At 70.9% G+C, this 16,720-nt stretch carries 12 protein-coding genes; 6 read left to right on the forward strand and 6 right to left on the reverse strand.

The genetic code is table 11. From position 1 onward, the window contains the following. Window positions 1-13: 13 nt before the first annotated feature. The 4 genes from CcI49_RS30805 to CcI49_RS30820 form a co-directional block, all read right to left on the reverse strand. Window positions 14-634, reverse strand: a complete 621-nt coding sequence (locus CcI49_RS30805) for a hypothetical protein (protein WP_152991480.1) — start codon at window positions 632-634, stop codon at window positions 14-16. 86 nt (window positions 635-720) lie between these two features. Beyond that, window positions 721-1,980, reverse strand: a complete 1,260-nt coding sequence (locus CcI49_RS30810) for a hypothetical protein (protein WP_076832363.1) — start codon at window positions 1,978-1,980, stop codon at window positions 721-723. 194 nt (window positions 1,981-2,174) lie between these two features. Then, window positions 2,175-2,942: a hypothetical protein gene (locus tag CcI49_RS30815; RefSeq protein ID WP_158230842.1), complete on the reverse strand. Its 768-nt coding sequence runs from the start codon at window positions 2,940-2,942 to the stop codon at window positions 2,175-2,177. Window positions 2,943-3,263: 321 nt separating this feature from the next. Beyond that, window positions 3,264-6,101 carry a LuxR family transcriptional regulator gene (locus CcI49_RS30820; protein WP_083749824.1) on the reverse strand — a complete coding sequence of 946 codons (2,838 nt, stop codon included), beginning with the start codon at window positions 6,099-6,101 and terminating at the stop codon, window positions 3,264-3,266. A gap of 379 nt (window positions 6,102-6,480) precedes the next feature. Here CcI49_RS30820 and CcI49_RS30825 point away from each other — a divergent pair, with 379 nt between their 5' ends. From CcI49_RS30825 to CcI49_RS30835, 3 genes are all read left to right on the forward strand, one after another. Beyond that, the gene (locus tag CcI49_RS30825; protein WP_076832374.1) at window positions 6,481-7,002 is read left to right on the forward strand and encodes a DUF2993 domain-containing protein; all 522 of its coding nucleotides are present in this window, start codon (window positions 6,481-6,483) and stop codon (window positions 7,000-7,002) included. Next, window positions 6,995-7,621: a histidine kinase gene (locus CcI49_RS30830; RefSeq protein ID WP_241840335.1), complete on the forward strand. Its 627-nt coding sequence runs from the start codon at window positions 6,995-6,997 to the stop codon at window positions 7,619-7,621. Before CcI49_RS30825 ends, CcI49_RS30830 begins: the two co-directional genes overlap by 8 nt. Window positions 7,622-7,809: 188 nt before the next feature. Further along, entirely contained in the window at window positions 7,810-9,312 is a 1,503-nt protein-coding gene (locus CcI49_RS30835) for a cytochrome P450 (RefSeq protein WP_083749826.1), read from the forward strand. A gap of 193 nt (window positions 9,313-9,505) precedes the next feature. Here the strand turns inward: CcI49_RS30835 and CcI49_RS30840 are convergent, their stop codons facing one another. After that, a complete protein-coding gene (locus tag CcI49_RS30840) occupies window positions 9,506-10,540 on the reverse strand; it encodes a DUF2278 family protein (protein WP_054568088.1) in 1,035 nt (344 codons plus the stop codon). A 677-nt stretch (window positions 10,541-11,217) separates the two neighbouring features. Here CcI49_RS30840 and CcI49_RS30845 point away from each other — a divergent pair. Genes CcI49_RS30845 through CcI49_RS30855 form a run of 3 tightly spaced genes read left to right on the forward strand, consistent with a single transcriptional unit; the run spans window position 11,218 to window position 13,470 of the window. Beyond that, window positions 11,218-12,051, forward strand: coding sequence for a hypothetical protein (locus CcI49_RS30845; protein WP_054568089.1), 834 nt, complete (start codon window positions 11,218-11,220; stop codon window positions 12,049-12,051). A 40-nt stretch (window positions 12,052-12,091) separates the two neighbouring features. Continuing rightward, complete coding sequence (locus CcI49_RS30850; RefSeq protein WP_076832380.1) at window positions 12,092-12,841, forward strand: hypothetical protein; 750 nt, start codon at window positions 12,092-12,094, stop codon at window positions 12,839-12,841. Between the two features lie 53 nt (window positions 12,842-12,894). Further along, entirely contained in the window at window positions 12,895-13,470 is a 576-nt protein-coding gene (locus CcI49_RS30855) for a VOC family protein (protein WP_076832383.1), read from the forward strand. Between the two features lie 15 nt (window positions 13,471-13,485). Here CcI49_RS30855 and CcI49_RS30860 read toward each other — a convergent pair whose 3' ends face one another. Then, window positions 13,486-16,515 carry a LuxR family transcriptional regulator gene (locus tag CcI49_RS30860; RefSeq protein ID WP_076832386.1) on the reverse strand — a complete coding sequence of 1,010 codons (3,030 nt, stop codon included), beginning with the start codon at window positions 16,513-16,515 and terminating at the stop codon, window positions 13,486-13,488. Window positions 16,516-16,720 lie beyond the last annotated feature (205 nt).

A 16,720-nucleotide genomic window follows, 5' to 3' on the forward strand; every position in this document is an offset into this window, starting at 1 on the left:
GTCTGCGGCGTTGTCAGGTGAGGGCGACAGTAAGGCCGATCACGATCGCGGCCAACAGCAGCGTTCCGAGGAGGACCAGGACCAGTGGGTGCGCCGGTCTGGACCGGCTCGGTGGCGTGGACTGGCTCGGTGGGATGGACCGGCTCGGTGGGATGGACTGGCTCGGTGGCGTGACCGCAGGCGGCTGATCGCGGGAACCTGGGTTCTGGCGGGCGTCGGCGTCCAGTTCGGTTCGCTCGGCCGCGCCCAGCGGCACGGCGTGGCTGGACAGGACACCATCGTTGCCAGACTCGTCCCGCAGGAATTCCTGAAGGCTCGCGAGCAGGGTCGCGTGCGCTCGATCCCATTCCCGATCGGTCACCGGCAGGTGCTCGTGTCTGCCTCGGACCGCATACCCCTCCACCATGGGGATGGGCCGGCCGTGCCGGTCACGAATGAACGGCGCCTCCGTCTCGCCCGTTCCTTCGTCCCGGGCGGTGACCACACGATAGACCAGGGAAAAAACGTCGCCGGCCTGCGTCTGGACAACCCGCAGCCGGGTGTCGTGCGTGTTCACACCCGGACCGATCTCCGCCGCGACGAAAAGGATTCCGGCTTCGCCGGCGGCCCGCAGAAAATCGGGGGCGACGATCACACGATAACCCAGCCGGCGTCCCCGGCTCACCAGAAACGGCCAGGCGTCCATTTCATGTCCGGGCGGCCTGCCCATAACGTCGCTCATCAYGCGGACCTGCCGGGCCGGACGAGAGGACGCTTTTCCAGCGCCGAAACCAGGTTCCAGCCTGGATATCCCTGGTCGAAGTCCGCTACCCGCTCCGCGAAGGACAGCAGCAAGGATCGCAGCACGGTGGCGGAGTTGGCGGCGATCGGACCGAGCCGGTGCAGCATCTCCTCGACCTCATGGCGGTCCTCAGAAATCGTTCCAGGACCCGTACTCGTACTCCTGGCCAGCATCTCTACCAGGTACTCGACCAGCGGCTCGCTGATGTCCGCCGCCTGCCGGCCCAGAGCAAGGCCGATCACGACCTGTAGGGGCCGACCGGCGATCCGCAGCGTCTCGCCGCCTAACCAGCGGATCCGCTGACCGGCCTGCCGGCGTCGGCGTCGCCGGGCCGCCCGCCGGAGTCCGCGCAGCGTCCGCGGGCTCAACGACGCGAAGACCTGTTCAACACGGTCCGGAAGGATGGCGGACAGTGGCACGTCGAGATTGATCGGGTGCGGCTCGACATCCGCCCGCTTCGTCATGACGTCGACGCCGTCCGGCTCCGTCGTCAGCTCCGCGACACCTCGACCCAACACCGACACCGGGATCAGCCGCACACCGCCGGCCATCGGTTCACCGCGCACGGCCACCGGACGCCGGGCCCGTACCATTCCGCGGACGAAACCCACGTCGAGAAGCCGGTCCCGTACCTCGGCCAGACTGTAGCCCGCGTCGGCCAGCAGATCCCACTTGGTGACCAGCAGGTGGACCGGGCAGGACGTCGCCTGTACCCGCTGGACGGTCGGCCGAAGTTTCGTCCGCAGGTAGTCCTCGCCTCGCTCCTCGCCACGCAGCACAGCCAGCAGCTCACGGCCGTCGATCATCGCCAGCAACGCGTCCGCGCTGGTGAGGGTCTTCTCGAGCAGGTCGCGCTGCTCCTCGGCGCCCTCGGGCGTCTCCGTCAGGTACTCGCCGGGATAGTCGACGTAGCGGATTCGCATAATCGGGAACGGTGATCCGCCAATGGGCACGAAGCAGGTGAACTCGATCTCGGGCTTCACCCACCTCGTCGATTCGGGCCACTCCGAGCCAGGCTTCCGGATCACCTCGGCCAGCGGATTGAGCCATTCCGTCGTCGCCATGTCGGTGGATATGTAGTAGCCACGTCCGTCTGGATCGGATTCCAGGCTCTCGAAGAGCGCGGCCAGGTAGGCGGTCTTACCCGCACCCTGCGCCCCCACCACCACGATGGTGAACTGAGCTACGTCCTTAGCCATCCGCTTCCCCAGCGTCGAGGCCAGGCCGCTTCCATCGCACCGAGCCAGGAATCGTGCCCGACCATGGTACCCGTATCGTCCGCACAACGCCCTCTTCGTTCCGCCTTCAGCGGCCTGAGCCCCCGAAGGACCGGCTGGGGTCGGGCCCTGGAACAGGACGGGCCCGACCGTCGGCCGATCACGGGAGTCCCTTGCTAGGGAGCCTTGGACATTCCGAAGTAGATCTTGTAGTTCCCTCCGTCACCCTCGATCAGAGGAGATGCGATCTTGAATGCCACCTGTCGCTCAAGTGAATTTTGGGTGCGTGCCGCAAGAAGGACCATGTCCTTCGGCGAAAGGGCGATCGTGGTCGGGGGGCCGATCAGGTCGTCACCCAAGCCGAGGAGCTTGCCCAGCTCGTCGGCGATGGCGGGCTTAAGCGCCCCCAGTATGGGGCCGGCCGCAGCCGACAGTATTGGGCCGACGGCGGGAACGACCGCAAGAAGCGCCGTCACACCGGCGCCGGCGACCGATGCCACGCCCTGCATGATCTCCTTGTAGTTCTCCGGGTTTCCGTTGTCATGCTCGATGAGCTGCGCGACAATCGTCATCCCGCGCGGCTGCCCTCGATAGAGCTCCACCTGGTCAGGTCGTGTATCACCCCCATCGACATCGTTGTAAATTTGCGAACGCAGAGACAGCGGCGGACTTCCGGGTACGGCGACAGCCATTGTCACATAAGGTTCGTCTGACCCCGATCCGCTGGTTGTCGCGAAACAGTTCAGACCTTGGAAGTGAACGAAGATCTCGCCTATGTCGATTGCCCCGACGTCCGGCCACCAGTAGATGGATCCTCTCTCGAAGACGCTGACACGACCGCCCTCAGAAAAGTCCATCTCATCTGTGACCGGGTTTCCGAGGAATGATCCAGGACCACCGATGGACAGCCACCTGTCCCGTATGGCGCCAATGACCTCGGGCATCTTCCCGCTCCCTTCCTGGAACCCGCCTACCGAAGGCCGGACCGCGATCACCACGGCCTGCCGACCAGGCGCCGACTGTGGCATGCCGGGCATTCGCTGCGCGTCGGGTGTTTCCCTACGCGGGTGCCGTGACAGACCCTCGGCAAGGGTTCACCCGGTGCCGGCGGCGCCGCCGATGCCCAGCTCGCGAGCGGGGGCGACCGCCCGGAACGTGGCATTCGGTCAGCGTTGATGTCGTCCCCAGGACCGGCAGCACTCGACGAGATGGGTCCGTTCCACGGCTCGACGGTGGCCGGCCTGGAGTCGGCGCGCCGGGGTTTCCTATGCCTCCGGTGGCTGGCCCTTCGTCCGTCTCTCCGCCAGCCATACGCCCAGCTGAGCTCGGGACCGAATCCCGAGTTTGCGGTAGGCCCGGGACAGGTTGGCCTCGACGGTCTTGGGGCTGATGGTGAGCGCGGCGGCCACCTCGCGGTTGATCAGCCCGCTGGCGGCCAGCTCGGCGACGCGTTCCTCCGTCGGAGTCAACTCGTCGACCGGACCCGGACGCGAGCCCAACCTGTCCAGCTCGGCCCGGGCGTTGTCGGCCCATCGGCGCGCCCCGACGACATCGAAAGCGCGTACGGCCTCCTCCAGCGTCACCCTGGCCGCCTGCCGCTCATTGCGGCGGCGCTGCAGCTTTCCCAACAGCAGCAGGGTGCGGGCCCGGTCATAAGGCAGGGGCAGCCGGTCGTGGACGACAAGTGCCCGCTCGAAATCCGACCGCGCGGCGTCGAGATCACCGCGGGCCGCTGCCAGCAGGCCCCGGATCCGGGCCCCGACCGCTTCGGCCCAGGTCTGGTCGGGGCCGCGGCCGCTGGCTTCAAGCTGATCCGCCAAGGGCTCGGCCTCGTCCAGGCGACCGAGGACGATGAGCGCCTCGGCGGCGTCGGGGAGGAAGGGCACACAGGCCGGTTCACAGACGCCCATCTCGGCCATCGCCGTCGCGGCGGGCGCCAGCCAGCGACCCGCCGCCGAGTGATCCCCAACCGACAGTGCGAGCGTGCCGAGCGTCGCCTGCGCGAACAGGGCGCCGGGGAGCATCCCGAATTTCGCGAGGGAAACCGCCGCCTCCTCGCCCGCGGCCTGTGCCTCGTCAACCCTCCCCGTCCATGCCGCCACCTGCGCCTGGGTAGCGAGCGCAAGTGCCCGGACGTGCTCGGTCCCGATCATGAGCGCTCGGTCGGTCACCTCGACGGCGAGCCGCTGCGCCGTCTCGACATCGCCGGACCACAACGCAGCGGCGGCGGCTTGGAACGAAAGGAACCACAAGCCGATTTCCTCACCCTGCTGCAGACACCGCTCACGTATCGCCATCAGTCCGGCCCGAGCCTCACCGACCCGGCGGGTCCACAGGTGCACCATGGCCGCGTGCAGCGCCGGCCACCGCATCGCGTGATTGCGCCGGTTCCGGTCCTCCAGCGCCAGCGCCCGAGCCAGGGCGACGTCGTCGACGCCTTGACCGGCCAGGAAACGGACGAACACCGAGGCGCCCAGGGCCTCGGCGAGCAGGCCGTCGTCACCGACCTGCTCGGCATCCTGCACCGCGACCACCGCATACGTCTGGGCGTCGCTCACGCTCCCGCCGTTCGTGAGCGCTATCTGGAGTTCCACCGCGATCTCGGCCCGCAGCCGGGGATCGTCGCCGGCGTCGTCGAACGCCCGCCGCAGAGTTCGAACGGCCTGGGCGTAGTCGTCAATCTGGTAGAAGATCGTGGCCATCAGGGCAAGCGCCTCGGCTCGCACTGCGCCCGGGTCGAGCAGATCGACCGCCGGCTCCAGTAGATCCCGGGCCCGCACAGGGTCGCCCGCGTGCAGGTGGTCCCGTGCTGCCTGGACCCGCCGCGGTGTCTCGTCGGCGCCCAGGCCGATGGCCAGTTCCAGGAGTTCGGCTGCCGCTGACGCCGCGCCGCGCCGCCGCGCCTGGCCGGCAGCCGCATCAAGTGCGCGCACCGCCTCGGCCTCCGGGCCGGTGACGGCGAGCGCCAGGTGGCGTGCCCGCTCCTCGACGTCGTCGACCAGCTCGCTCAGCTGCCTGTGCAGCGCCCGCCGCGTGGTGGGGGACGCCTCGGTGTAGACGCCGCTGGCCAGCAGTGGATGCGTGAACCGTGCGTAGCCGCCGGACAGCTCGACCACCCCCGCATCCTCGGCGGCGCCGAGCGACTCGGCGGCGTCCACACCCCCACAGACCCGTTCGACCAGGTCGAGGCGAGGTACCGCGAGGGCGCTCACCACCAGCAGCGCCTGCCGCACCCCCGGGTCCAGGGAACCGATGCGGTCCCGGACCACCGCCCGAAGRCTGTCCGGGAAGCCAGTCAGCGCCGAACCCCGCTCCTCCAGCGACCGGGCGAGCTCCAGCGCGTAAAACGGGTTGCCGCCCGAAGCCTGAGCGATCCGCAGCATCACCGGCCGCGGGAACGAACGCCCCAGGTTCTCCAGCAGGACGTGATGCAAGGCACCCAGGTCAAGCGGAGCTACATCGATGTGCCACAGCCGCGCCTGGTCGCGGGGACGAATCTCGCCCCGCCGGTCCGCCCGATCGCCGTCCCGATCGCCGTCCCGACCAGCCGTCAGCGTGACGACCGGCCCGCAACATCGCCGCACCGCGAATGCGATCGCCCGACGGGTCGACTCGTCCAACCACTGGACGTCGTCCACCGCCACCAGCACCGGCGCCCTGCCAGCCAGCCGCTCAAGCACGGACAGAAAAGCGGCCGCCACCGCCCGGAGCTCGGCCGGAGGACCGTCCTCTTCGGTGTCTGCCCCTCGCAACAGCGCCGCATCCAGCGCCCGTCTCTGCGGTCCCGGCAACGACGCAAGGTTCCCGGCACCGACCTCGGCGAGCAGATCGGAGAGCCCCGCATAGCTCAGGCGCACCTCGGCAGCCGCAGCGCGACACGCCAGCACCGTGAATCCCCGAGCTACCGCGACCGCGACGCCTGCATCCCACACCGTCGTCTTCCCGATCCCGGCCTCACCCCATATCGCCAGGACCGCCGGACCGTCCGCCACCCCGTCAAGAAGCCGGGTGACCGCCGTCAACTCTCGCTCCCGACTGAAAATCCCCCGTGTCACGCCCCGATTCTGCCGCCCTTCACAACAGAGCCCAAGCAGCGCGCCCATTGGGCGTGCGGAGGAACCGCCATCCGGAGCTCAGCCACCATTTTTTCGCGGACGATGGCGCTGCGGCCGGCGCCAGCGCTACTGGGCCGCGTTTCGCCAGCCGTCCGAGAATGTGGGCAAGGAACGCCGACGCCTCGCCCGTGGTGACTTCGGCCAGCCGGCGGCCGTGCAACAGTGCCCGCCCGCCAAACCCGTACGCTGCTCGCCCCTGGTTCACATCATTTCCGCATGAACGCGCGGTCTTCTCGGTCCTATGCGGAACCTGGTCGCTGTACCCCGATCGCAGACCCGCCCGCTCCGGCGGCGGGCGGGCGGCGTGGATGGCCGAGCGTGGTGGCGGGACCGGTGGCGATGGGGGGCTGCGACGCCGTTCATCGTCATGGCTGCCCTCCTGGTGACCGACCGCCTGCTCGTTCGAGTCGCCGAGCACCACCTGACCGAGCGGTTCGGCTGCATGGGCACGTTTGTGGGCACGCGGTCCGTCCACATCGGCGGCTTTCCGTTCCTGACCCAGCTCGCTGCGGGGAATCTCCGGACCGTGACAGCCACGGCCGCCGGGATCGACCCGGCCGACAGGTTGACCGACGTCGCGGTGACCTTCCGTGACGTCCGTGTGCCCGTCTGGTCGGTTCTTCTCGGCCGGGGGCGCCCCGGCTCGCTCACCGTCGGCTCGGTCTCGGCGGCAGCCGTCCTGCGGTTCGGGTCGGACGGTCGGCCGGTTCTCGCCGGCTCGGGCGGCCTGCTCGGCCGAGCACTGGCGGCGGGGTCGTCGGCGGAGCCGGTCCTGCCGCCGGGCACACACCTGGACTCCGTCGAGCCCATGCCGGGTGGGCTGCGGCTCACGGTCACGATCCCGGGTGGCGTGCTCACCGAGACCGGCGGACGGCTGTGCCGTGGCTGACGGACGGGACGCAGAGCTCGCCGAGACCGGCGCCGTCCGGCGCGTCACCGTGCGCGTCGTTGGGCGCGTCGTTGGGCGTCTTGCCGTCCGGCGTGGCCTGTCGGCCCGGGATCGCGCGACCAGGCTGCTTTTCGTCCTCGCCGCGCTGCTGGTGCTGCGCGTGGTTCAGGCCGCCGTCGCCGGGTTGACCGTGCTCGCCGTGACCGTCTCCGGGCTCGAGCACCCAGCTCCCGGCCTGCGTATGGCTCGCCTGGCCGAGGTCGAACCGGAGCCGACAACCGGGCTGACCACACTGGCCATGGTCCTGATCTCGGCGGGCCTCGCCACCGTCCTGCTTCCCCGCGCGCACGTGCTGGCGGCGTTCGCCGGAATCAAGGCATTCGCGATGGTGGCGGCGTCGGCGATCGCCGTCATGTTCACGGCCGAGCCGGTCGGCGTCCAGGCCGCCGTTGCGGGCTGCGGCGTCAGCGTCGTGCTGCTGTTGTGGCCGAAGGCCCGGGAGGCAGCCACCCGTGTCCTGGCAGCGATCGGACTGCCCCACGTGTCCGGTCCCGCCGGCGACCTCGTCCTCGCCCTGAAGATCGCCCTGCTGGTGGCGTTTGTCCTCCTTCCCGGCTGACGGACGTCCGGATGACCGTCGGGACGACCGCCCGCACCCTGCCGGCCTCGCCGGTCAGGAACCGCCCGGCCTGCCCACCGCGGCCGTGCCGCTGCCCGCACGGACCCAGGTCGCCCGTGTCCCACCTCGACAGTCCCGATCCGCCTTCCCTGTTTCCTTCCCCCTACGTCGTGACAAGGAGGCGCCGCATGGCGCGCCCGACGGCATCCGAACCCGACCACCCTCTCCTTCCTTCTCCCCTGGTCAGACCGGCCACCGCAGCGGCCCCGGTGTCCACACAGACATCGGCCCCGCAGGCATCGGCCCCGCGGGCCGCGGCCGAGGTGCCCGGCCCGGCCGGTGGGCCGATGGCGGCCGTGCGGCGGCTGCGGGCCGACCCGCTGACCCGGCTCGCCGAGATCCGCCGTGGGTACGGGCCGATCGCGCGGCTGGCAAGCTGGCCGGTGTCCGCCTTCCTCGTGTCCGACCCGGACGCGATCGCCGACGCGCTGGTCAGCGGTCACCGCCTTTATGCCAAGGGGGCCGTGGTCCGCGGCCCCGGATCGCGGGCAACCGTCACGCAGCCGCTCACGCTCCTGCTCGGCCAGGGCCTGCTGACCAGCGCCGGCGAGACGCACATGCGCCAGCGCCGGCTGATCCAGCCCCTGTTCCACAAGAAGCAGATGGCCGGCTACAGCGGCCAGTTCGTCGCCCTCGCCGAGGCCACCGCCGCGACCTGGCGGGACGGCCAGTCCCTGGACCTGCACGCAGAAATGACCGAGATGACGCTGGCGATCGTCGCCAGGACGCTGTTCGACGTCGACATCTCCGACCGCGTCGTCGACGTCGTGCGGACCGCCGTCAGCGAGAACATGCCGGTCGCACGCCGGGCCGGCCTGCCCGTCCTCGAGCGGCTGGAACGGTTCCCGCTGCGAGCCGCGCGGCGGCGCCAGGGCGCCAGGGCAGCGCTCGACCGCACCGTCCACGAGATGATCGCCGGCCGTCGCGCCGCCCAGGCACAGGGCACGAGCGCAGGAGCCGGCACCGACCTGCTGTCGCTGCTGCTGGCCGCCCGGGATCCCGACACCGGCGAGCGGATGGACGACATCCAGATCCGCGACGAAGCGATGACCCTGCTCCTCGCCGGTCATGAGACGACCGCGAACGCGCTGGCGTGGACGTTCCACCTGCTCGGTGGCGAACCGGCGGTGGCAGCGCGGCTGCGGGACGAGCTCGACACGGTCCTCGACGGCCGGCCGCCCACGATCGAGGACCTGCCGAGGCTGACCTACACGAACGCGGTGTTCTCCGAGTCGATGCGGCTCTATCCTCCGGTCTGGGCGATGGGCCGCCACCTCGTCGCGGACCACGAGGTAGCCGGCTACCTGCTTCCCGCAGGCTCAACGCTGGTCTTCAGCCAGTGGGTGATGCACCGCCACGAGCGCTGGTGGCCCGATCCCGACCGCTTCGCCCCCACCCGCTGGCTGGGGGCGGCGGACAACCGGCCGCGTTTCACCTACTTCCCCTTCGGCGCCGGGCCCCGCCAGTGCATCGGAAACAGCTTCGCCGTCGCCGAGGGCGTGCTGACACTGGCGGCAATCGCTCGCCGCTGGTCGTTCACCCCGGCGTCCGACGCTCCGGTCGTGCCCGAACCGCTGGTCACCCTGCGCCCCAGGGGCGGCCTACCGATGGTGGCCCATCGCCACCGCTGACGGCCCTGACCGTCGACCGTCCGCCGCTGGCCGCCGAGCGTTCCACGCCGAGCCGGGCACGGCCATCGTCCAGCCGCCGCCGGCTGTCCTGCCGCCGCCTGTGCTCACGGAGAACGGAGGGCCGTCGTGGGCAACGCGAGGGCACTGTGGTGGCCCCGGAGCAGTCCGGGGCCACCGGGCATGCTTCGCCGGGTCAGAAGACGACGGTGCGCCCTTCCTCGGTGGCGTCCGCGGCGGTGTAGGCGACACCATCGACCTTGAGTCCGACCGCGTCGAGCAGAGTGATCGTCCCACCGTGGTTTCCCAGCGCGACAGGTGGTACGACCGGGATCCGGATCGTCTCTCCCGCGGCCAGCGTGCGGGCAGGTAGCGACACCTGGTGCTGGTCTCGGTCGGCGATCGCCCAGCCGGCCAGGTCAACCGACTCGGTCGTCGTGTTGATCAGTGTTACGGACTCGTCCTCGGGCGAGGCGCCGACCGCGTTGACGAGCGCTCCGACGATCCGCAGCCGCTGGTCGGGCTCGCCCTCCGCCGGCTGTCCACCCGGACGGGCCTGCGGAACGTCCGGCAGCGCACCGCCGGTGCGGTCATCGGTGTGCCACTTCTGGCTCTGGAACGCAAGGAAGACCGCGACCCAGCGATCCGCGGCAGGGAAGTGGAACAGGAGCGCGCCGTCCTGCCACACCCCGTTGTCGCCTTTGAACCGGCCCGCGTTCCCCTGGTTCATGTGGATGTTGTGGATGCCTCGGCCCGGCTTGAACCTGAAGACCTTGTCGGCTTCCTTCTCCGCCGACCACGGCTCGCCGAAGGCGTAGATACGGCTGCCGTTGTTCGCCTGTGCCCGGGTCACGTAGTGGTCGAGCACATCGGCGAGATCATTGTCCTCGCCGGGCTCGTGCGCGGGCAGCGCCCGCAGGTCGGTGCGGTCGAACAGACTGCCACGGATGTAGTCCAACGCCAGCCCGCCGGGCTTCCGGTCGAGCTCCGTGTACCCGTCCTTCAGCTTCTCGAGATCTGCAAGAATGGGATGCTGGAAGTCCTCCACGGCAACATAGAGCAGTTCCGACATCTTCGGATCCGACTCCTGGCCAGAGGAAAGAACGTTGACGGCCGCGCGAGCGGAGCCGTCACCGTCGATGAGGATCTGGTAGTGCGGCGTGTCATCGTCGGGTTCCCGGCGGTGGTCAAGAACCCGGCCTTTTAGAACACCGTATCGATCCAGAGACATCAGCGGTACACCCGTTTCTTCTCAACCGAGAGAAAAGCTCCGAGATGTACTCCTTGTCGTCGCGGCCAGGCGGCGTTCAGAAGCACATGTCAGGAGGGAAATGGCCTGTTGACACGGGAGGGTGATGAGGACCGGGGCACCTCACCGGTATCGAGCTTGCGAAGCAGGAAACCGGCGACCCAGGAGAAATCCACAGGGTCGGCCACGATCCCCCGCATTTTCGCTGCCCGCTACTAACCCGTCACGCTACCCGCCACAGTGGGCGGACGCGCGTCGACGCGCCATCCCCCCGAACGCATCCGATATCTGAACGGCACCGTCCGACACCTGAACGGCACCGGCCGGCTTTCGACGCTTTTCGCCGGGTAGCAACGATCCGCGCCCGAAGCGGGATGGCAACCGAGGTGCGGGCCCCGCCCTCGGCAACGAGCGCCGCGAGCGCCACAAGCGCCGGCGATACGTAGGTCCGATACGTATTTCGGCGGATTCCCGCGCCACCCGACGGCGGCCATGATCCTCCCGGACGCCCTGACCGGCATCCGTCAGTGAGGACAGGCGAACTCGCACCGCCCTCCCTTGGCCCGTTCTCCGCGAGAGCGCGAGCCGGCGGCGGGAAGACGCGAGGCGCCGTCTGACGAAACCAGCACCCGCCGCCACACCAGTTCAGGAGCGCTCCCGTGACGTCTCCCCATGTTTTCCGCGTCGTCCGCCACGGCGCCGCGGCCGTGGTCGCCGCCGCGGCCCTGACCGCGACCGCCGCCTGTTCCTCGGCCTCCGACGAGCCGGCTACCGCCGCGGCCACCAGGCCGACCACCAGCCCGCCGACCACCAGCCTGACCACCGTCGCAGCGGACGCAGGCGACGTGCGGGCCGCGTGCGCAGCGGAAGTCGCGATCAACAGCCTCGGCTTCCCCGGGTCCGATCCCGCGGCCCCGGCTCCGACCGCCGCGGAGCTGCGGGCCTTCGCGACGGCCGCCGAACCGCTGGCCGCCACGCTGCGCGCGAGCGTCCCCGCCGAGCTGACCAGCAAGGTCGACGTCCTGATCTCCGTGGTGAATTCCGCCAGGCAGGGCCAGCCGATCGACTACGAAGGCAGTGGGCTCTTCGCCGCGGGCCAGATCGTCGACGCCTGGATGGTCGACAACTGCGGTTATCCCACTCTCGCCGTGACCAACGACGCCGGGACGCTCACCGGCCTGCCGGAGACCGCTCCCGCCGGGCCGGTCGCCATCACGTTCACCAACGCAGGCGACGACCCGGCGAAGGCCGGGTTCGTCCTGCTGTTCGCCAAGGTCAAGGACGGGGTCACCGCGACCGCGGCCGGACTCGCGGACGGGTCGACCAGCCTGGAATCAGCCACCGACATCGTCTCCGCGGTTCAGCCACAGGGTGACTCTCCCGGTTATGGCCTGGCGGAGCTGCCCGCCGGTCGCTACATCGTCGCCAGTCCGCTCGGCAGCCCGCCGGACTTCGCCGGTGGTTTCGCCGCCCGCGAGCTCCACGTCCGCTGAGCCGGCGACGTCACCGTCGATCCCATCCGAAGGGGACCCCATGCTCACCCACGTCTCGGGCCGCGTTCTCGCCGTGGTCTGCCTGGCCATCGTCGCCGTCTGCTACGGAATGTCGGTAGCGGTCCACCCGGCGCCCGGCGGTGGCGGCGGCTCCGCCCTCGACACCGTCGAGAACTTCGCCGTCCATCCCGGACGAGCGAACGCCCTGCTCGTCCTCGATCTCGGCGCCCTGCTCCTCCCCGTCGCCATCGGCCTCGTCGCGCTGCTCGCCCGGCCCGGTGCGCGGGCGCTGTCCACCTGGGCCGGCCTGCTGGGAACGGTCGTCGGCGGGGCGACCGGTGTTCTGGTGGCCGTCGACATCATGTGCGCCGCCGCCGCGCGCACCGCCGACCGCGAGGCCGCCGCGGAGGTCGTCGCCGCCTTCTTCGAACGACCGGTCGTGATCGTCTACCTCGCCGTGGGCGTGGCGGGCGGCCTGGCGGCGTTCGTCCTGCTCGCGATCGCGCTGATCCGCGCGAAGGTCGTCGCCTGGCCGTTCGCGGTCGCGTTCCCCCTCGGCTATGTCGTGGGCGGACCGTTCGCGGCGCCCGTCACCGGCGTCATCTCCACCGGCCTGCTCCTCGCCGGTTTCGGCGCCTGCGCCGCGTGCATCCTGCGCTCCGGCCTTCCCGCCGTGCCCGTGTCCGCGGCCACGACCACAACCATGCCGGCGTCCATGCCCGCGGCTGTGCCCGCGTCTGCGGCCGCAACCAAGGCCGCGCCCGGGCCGGGCACCGCCCAGCAACAGTGATCCGTGCCGGTGGGACGTCCATTCATCTTCGTCAACCTGAAGGAGGAACAACAATGGCGCTGGAGCAGACTCCGGAGGATACCGACGGACAATCGGGGAGATTGCTGGACGGTCTGGACCACGTGGCGGTCATCACGGGTGACACCGAGCGGCTGATTGCCTTCTACGCCGAGGTGTTCGACGCCACCGTCCGCTATCAGGTTCCCGGGCCCGGCGGTGGCCGGATCTCCATTCTCCAGATCGGCCCGGCTACCGCGCTCAACATCTACGAGATTCCCGGCAACTCCGAGGCCCGACGTCAGGCACCGATGTTCGGCCGCGGCCGTCTCGATCACCTGGGCCTGCGGGCCGCCTCCCGGGAGACGTTCGACCTCATCCGGGATCGGCTCATCGCCCGCGACGCCTCCGACGGCTTCGTCACCGATTTCGGCCCGACCCTCAGCCTGTTCTTCCGTGACCCGGACGGACTCGAGGCGGAGGTGTGCGTCCCGAATCCCGCGGGCCGGCCGGGCGTCCACAACCCGCCCGGCACACCAGCGCCCGGCTACCAGCCGGGCGTCCCGTCCCTCTCCACCACGGACGGCGCAGGGGCCGCAGGGGCCGCAGGGGCCGCAGGGGCCGCAGGGTGATTTTCGGTGAAGCGGTCAGCGTGGGGCCTGCGCATCCCGCAGGCGCGGGCCCTCGGTGTCCTGCTGTTGGTGGCGGGCAGTGACCCAGGCGGCGATCTGAGCCCGGGAGGAGAAGCCGAGTCTGGTCAGGATGTGCTGGACGTGAGTCTGCGCGGTGCGCTCGGAGATGAACAGCTTCACGGCGATCTGCCGGTTCGTCAGTCCCTGGGCCACCAGTTCGGCGACCTCGCCCTCCCGGGGCGACAGCGGGCTGACGGCCGGCGTCCTGGCGCTCGCCGCCGTGGACGTCGCGGAGGCCGCGGAGGCCGCGGCGCGCAGATCACGGGCTCGGCGGGCCCACGGGTCCATACCGAGCTGGACGGCGGYCGTCTCGGCATGCTCGAGGAGCTGACCGGCCCGGTCGAGGTCGCCGAGGTGTGCTCGACGGGTCAGGGCGGCGGCGAGCTCGCATTCGGTTTCGACGGTGAACCCGGCCGCCCCCGCGGCGCGGCAGTAGGCGAGCGCGGTGTCGAGGTCCGCGACGGCGTCGTCGAGACGGCGCAGGAAGACCGCCGCCCGGCCGAGGTGGAGCTCGACAGGGCCCAGATAGTTGGCGGTCCCGGCACCGCCGACCACGAAGCGCCCGCGTTCGGCGAGCAGCAGGTCGTACAGGAACTCGACGTCATGGCGCTCGCCGACGGCAACCGCGACCGCGGACCCGAACGCCCAGGTCGGCACCCGCCAGTACGGCGGCGGATGCCAGCTCCGCACTGGCCCGGCCTCCCGGTAGACACCGAGGGCCTCGGCCCTCCGGCCGGCGAGGACGAGCATGTGCGCGGTCCCGAGAGGCCCGCGGAAGATCCCCGTTCGTGCCTCGCCACCACCGGTAGATCGGCCGGTCCGCGGGTCCGGCGGGTCCGAGGGGTCCGGCGGGTCCGACGGCTGGCTGGTCGCCACCCGCTCGTGGCCGATGTGGGCGGCGATCATGCACTCCAGCGACCGGTACGCGCCTGACGCGGTCGGGTGGCTGTCGGCGGGGAGTGTTCCGAGGGCCGCGCGGCCGAGCTCGAGCGCCTCGCCGTAGCGGCCAAGCGCGCCGGCGAGCGCGGCACGTACGACGAGCAGGTGCCAGTGGGCGATCGGGCCGCCGACCTGCTCGACGCACCAGGCCAGCCGGGGCAGCTCAGCCGTGACAGCCGCCAGGTCCCCACGCTCCCAGTAGGTGTCGATCCGCCACAGCCGACCCCACATCTCCTCCCTGGAGCGGCGCAGCGTACGCCCGATCTCGGTCATCCGATCGGCGAGCCCGGCACGCTCGTCCACGTGTTCCGGACCGCTGCGACACAGCTGGCGGGACCTCAGAGCAGCGATCACCGCGGCCGGATCGGTGACGTCGGCGGCGATCTCCAACGCCTGCCGGCTGCTCTCCTCCGCCGCGGTGACGTCGTTCAGATACACGGAGCTCTCGGCCGATCTGGCGAGCAGGCGCGCCCGGCGGGACAGATCGGCCGGGTCAGCCAGAGCAGCCGGGTCAGCCGGGTCAGCCGGGTCAGCCGGGTCAGCCGGGTCAGCCGGGTCAGTCAAGGCAACCAGGTCGAGCCCGGCGAGCGCCTCGTCACACCACTGGCGCAGCCCCAGGTCCCAGGCCATCGCGCCGATGGGCTCGATACCGAGGGCGGCCTGGGCGATCAGGTCCACCCGGCCGATCCGGCGGGCGAGCGCAACTGCCTCCGTCGTCGCGGTCCGGCACGGCTCGATGTCCCTGGCCCTCCAGCGGGCACCGGCGAGGTCGATCAACAGCCGACAGCGCAGCTGTCGGTCGACCGTCGGCCCGCCCGCGTCGAGCGCGAGCTGGTAGAGCCGTGCGCTCTCCTCATACGCGAGGGAGCGCAGGGCGGCGTCCGCGGCCCGCCGGGCCCAGGCCACGGCAGGCCGCGGGTCATCGAGCGCGGCCGCGGCCCAGTGCCGTGCGATGTCCGCCAGCCGGTCGTCGATCTGCCCCGCGTAGACGCGCTCGAGCGCCTCGGCCGCGGACCGGTGCAGCCGCAGCCGCTCCTGGGCCGGCGTGTCAGCCTCGATCGCCTCGCACACCAGCGCGTGGACGAATCGCCAGGCCCCGGCGGTGTCAGCGGCAGCGATCAGCCCGGCGTCGGCTGCTTCCTCCAGCGGTGGCAGGCAGTCCAGCGGTGGTCGGCCAGCCATCGCCGCCACCGTCGCCACCGAGAACTGCTCTCCCAGCACCGCGGCCGCCGCCAGCATCCGGCGGGCCGGGCCGGACAGGCCCGCCGCGCGCTGCCCCACCACCTCGACGAGCGACGCCGGCAGCCGCCGGCCGGCCAGAGCCGCGTCCGTCGGCAGCATCCGGGCCAGCTCCCGGACGAAGAACGGGTTGCCGCCGGTCCGCCGGTGCACCTCCCTCGCCACGTCGTCGGCCACGTCCGTATCGGTGACCGCCCGTACCAGGTGGGCGGTCTCCGCCTCGTCCAGTCCGGCCAGCGGCACCTGCACGGTCACCGGCTCCCGGCCCAGGTCCGGGAGAATCCTGCGCCACGGCGCCGCGTCACCGGCACCTACCGTCCGATGGGTGGCCAAGACCAGCACCCGCGCTCCGCGCAGCTCGCGAGCCAGGTAGCGCAACAGCAGGAGCGACGGCTCGTCCGCCCACTGCGCATCCTCGACCACCAGCAGCAGGCCGGAACGCTCGGCGAGCGCGAACACCCGGCGGACGACGGCGTCGAACAGCGCGATCCGGTCGGCCTCCGAGTTCGCCTCGATCGTCGTCGGCAGATCCGCCGGGCCGTTCCCCTCCCCTGCCAGGTCGGAACGCAGCAGTTGCCGCCACAGCCAGAAAGGAGGGGTACCGACGCCTTCATGCGCCCGTGCCCACCGGGTGAGTGCGCCGCCGGCCGCCGCCATGTCGGCCGCCTCCGTGGCCAGCCGGGTCTTGCCGATGCCCGGCTCACCTCCGCACAGCACCAGCATCGGCGCCCCACCGAAGGCGGCGGCAAGCCAGCCGGAGATGGCGGCACGCTCGCGTCGGCGGCCCACCAGGCCCGGTGCCCCCAAGCTCGTTCCTCTCCTGAATGTCGCGTTCTCGCGAGCATCACCGCGGTGGCCGCTCTGCGCCGACCGCGGGTAGTGCGAACACGCGTGTTCCAACCTGGCTCCTTGTCGGGCCGGTCTCCAGCCTCTCACCCCGCGCGCCCGGGTTACCTGGCGTTCAACCCGGAGCGTGGAGGCCGACTCGTCGAACTCCGACCAGCGCGGCGCG

The organism is Frankia sp. CcI49, assembly GCF_001983215.1.
In the GTDB taxonomy this organism is placed as follows: Bacteria; Actinomycetota; Actinomycetes; order Frankiales; family Frankiaceae; genus Parafrankia; species Parafrankia irregularis.